Origin of the sequence: uncultured Amaricoccus sp. (genome assembly GCF_937858865.1) — a bacterium.
In the GTDB taxonomy this organism is placed as follows: Bacteria; Pseudomonadota; Alphaproteobacteria; order Rhodobacterales; family Rhodobacteraceae; genus Amaricoccus.
In genome coordinates this window covers 1-2172 of the sequence record NZ_CALLYO010000460.1, presented here as the reverse complement: position 1 = coordinate 2172, position 2172 = coordinate 1, and the positions used below count along the sequence as shown (strand labels likewise).

Below are 2172 nucleotides of genomic sequence, written 5' to 3'. Positions count from 1 at the left end.
CTCGTGGTACGCCGCGACACCTTCCTCGCGCTCGGCCGCTTCGACGAGACGACGACCCCGATCGAGGATTGGGACTTCGCGCTGCGCCTGGCGCAGCGGGGCCCGATCGCCTTCGTCGACGAGCCGCTGGTGCATCAGCGCTTCTCGCCAAACTCGATCACCCGCGGCACCCAGCGCCGGACCGAATCCCGCGAGCGCCTTGTCCGGAAGAACATCGACCTCTTCGCCAGCCGTCCGCGCCTGCTGGCGCGGCAGTACTACATCCTGGCGAGCGACTACCGGAAGGCGGGTGACCTCGCCGCGGCGCGACGCTTTCTCGGGCTCGCCCGGAAGACGCATCCCGCGAGCCCGCGCCCCTGGGCCATGTCGCTCTACACGACCGGCCTGAGCCTGCTCGCCCCGTTCCAGGGCCCCTCGCGCCCGGACCAGCCTGCCCCCTGACGCGGCGGCGGCCGAAAACCCGGCGGACGGCGTCGCTGCCTCAAGAAACCGCCTCGGAATGCCCGGCGAGAAGCGCGTCGAAGTAGGCGACCGTCCTCTTCAGCCCCTGTTCCAGCGCGATGGTCGGCTCCCAGCCGAGCACGGCCTTCGCCCGGGCGATGTCGGGCTGGCGCTGGGTCGGGTCGTTCTCGGGCAGCGGTCGGTGCACGAGGGGCGAGCGCGACCCGGTGAGCGCAACCACCTTCTCGGCAAGCTCGCGGATGGTGAACTCGCCCGGATTGCCGAGGTTGATCGGCCCGGTGACGTCGTCGGGGCTCGCCATCAGCCTGAGGAAGCCCTCGATCAGGTCGTCGACGTAGCAGAAGCTCCGCGTCTGGCTGCCGTCGCCGTGCAGGGTGATCGGCTCCCCCTTCAGCGCCTGGACGATGAAGTTCGACACCACCCGCCCGTCGTTCGGATGCATCCTCGGCCCATAGGTGTTGAAGATGCGCGCCACCTTGATGCGGAGCCCGTGCTGGCGGTGATAGTCGAAGCAGAGGGTCTCGGCGCAGCGCTTGCCCTCGTCGTAGCAGGACCGCGGCCCGACCGGATTGACGTTACCCCAGTAGTCCTCGGTCTGCGGATGCTGGTGCGGGTCGCCGTAGACCTCGCTGGTCGAGGCCTGGAACATCTTCGCCCGGGTGCGCTTGGCGAGCCCGAGCATGTTGATCGCCCCGTGCACCGAGGTCTTCGTCGTCTGCACCGGGTCGAACTGGTAGTGCACCGGGCTCGCCGGGCAGGCGAGGTTGTAGATCTCGTCGACCTCGACGTAGAGCGGGAAGGTGATGTCGTGGCGCATGAGCTCGAAGCCGGGCTTCTCGATCAGATGCGCGACGTTGGCCCGCCGGCCGGTAAAGTAGTTGTCGACGCAGAGCACCTCGTGACCCTGCGCCACCAGACGGTCGCAGAGGTGGCTGCCGAGAAAGCCCGCCCCGCCAGTTACCAGGATACGCTTCGACAACACGCTGCTCATGACCGGGTACGCCTCTCGATGGAACCGGAGACCTCTCTACCAGCTTCCCGCCCGCCCCGGCAAATCCCTTGTCCGCTGGGAAGCGTTCCGCGCGCGGAACGCTTGGCCAGAAGCTAGCCCCGGGCAGCGCGGGCCCTGGCGAAGGCGAGGAAGGCCGCATCCGGGCTCCGGAGCCGCGGCCGCCCGGACACGACCCAGAAGCGCCGCCACTCGGCCTCGAGAAAATAGGGGTCGAGCCCCGGCGCCACCGCCCGCACCCGAGCGTGGATCCCGGCCGCCAGCCGGGGCCCCTCCCCTGCCCCCGGCTCTGCGAACACCGCCCGCGAACGCACCCGCACCACGTCGCCCTCGACCAGCTCGAGGCTGTAGTCGGGCAACCCGTCCTCCGCGGCGATGTCGCGGATCATCTTGCGGAACACCCGCCGCGGGCTCGTCGAGCCCGACTTCTTCAAGAGCGTCTCGAGCCCGATCCGCCACTCCGCCTGCCGCCCGCAGTGCTTGCGCGCGATCTCGTAGACCCGCCGCTCCAGGGGCTTCCTGAGCCGGAAATAGTCCCGGTGCAGCGTCAGCACCGAGCGCGACAGCACCGAGCGGTAGATCCAGTCCGAGAGCGTCACCGTGACCAGGATCATCCGCCCGCCGCGCGCCTTCCTGAGGATCTCCCAGCCATCGATCAGCCCGAAGCCGCGCGTGCTCTCGATCCCCCCCGTCTCGATGTT

Annotated in this window: 3 protein-coding genes; 1 reads left to right on the top strand and 2 read right to left on the bottom strand. The window is 69.4% G+C overall.

The genetic code is table 11. The features are described from left to right. Positions 1-441, top strand: a 441-nt coding sequence (locus Q0112_RS13505) for a glycosyltransferase family 2 protein (protein WP_367278472.1), incomplete at its 5' end; no start/stop codon positions are given. A gap of 40 nt (positions 442-481) precedes the next feature. Here Q0112_RS13505 and Q0112_RS13500 read toward each other — a convergent pair. Together Q0112_RS13500 and Q0112_RS13495 are read right to left on the bottom strand one after the other, a co-directional pair. Further along, complete coding sequence (locus Q0112_RS13500) at positions 482-1453, bottom strand: UDP-glucuronic acid decarboxylase family protein (RefSeq protein ID WP_297976111.1); 972 nt, start codon at positions 1451-1453, stop codon at positions 482-484. Positions 1454-1566: 113 nt separating this feature from the next. Further along, positions 1567-2172: replication initiator protein A (locus Q0112_RS13495; RefSeq protein WP_297976109.1), on the bottom strand; the 606-nt coding region annotated here is incomplete at its 5' end.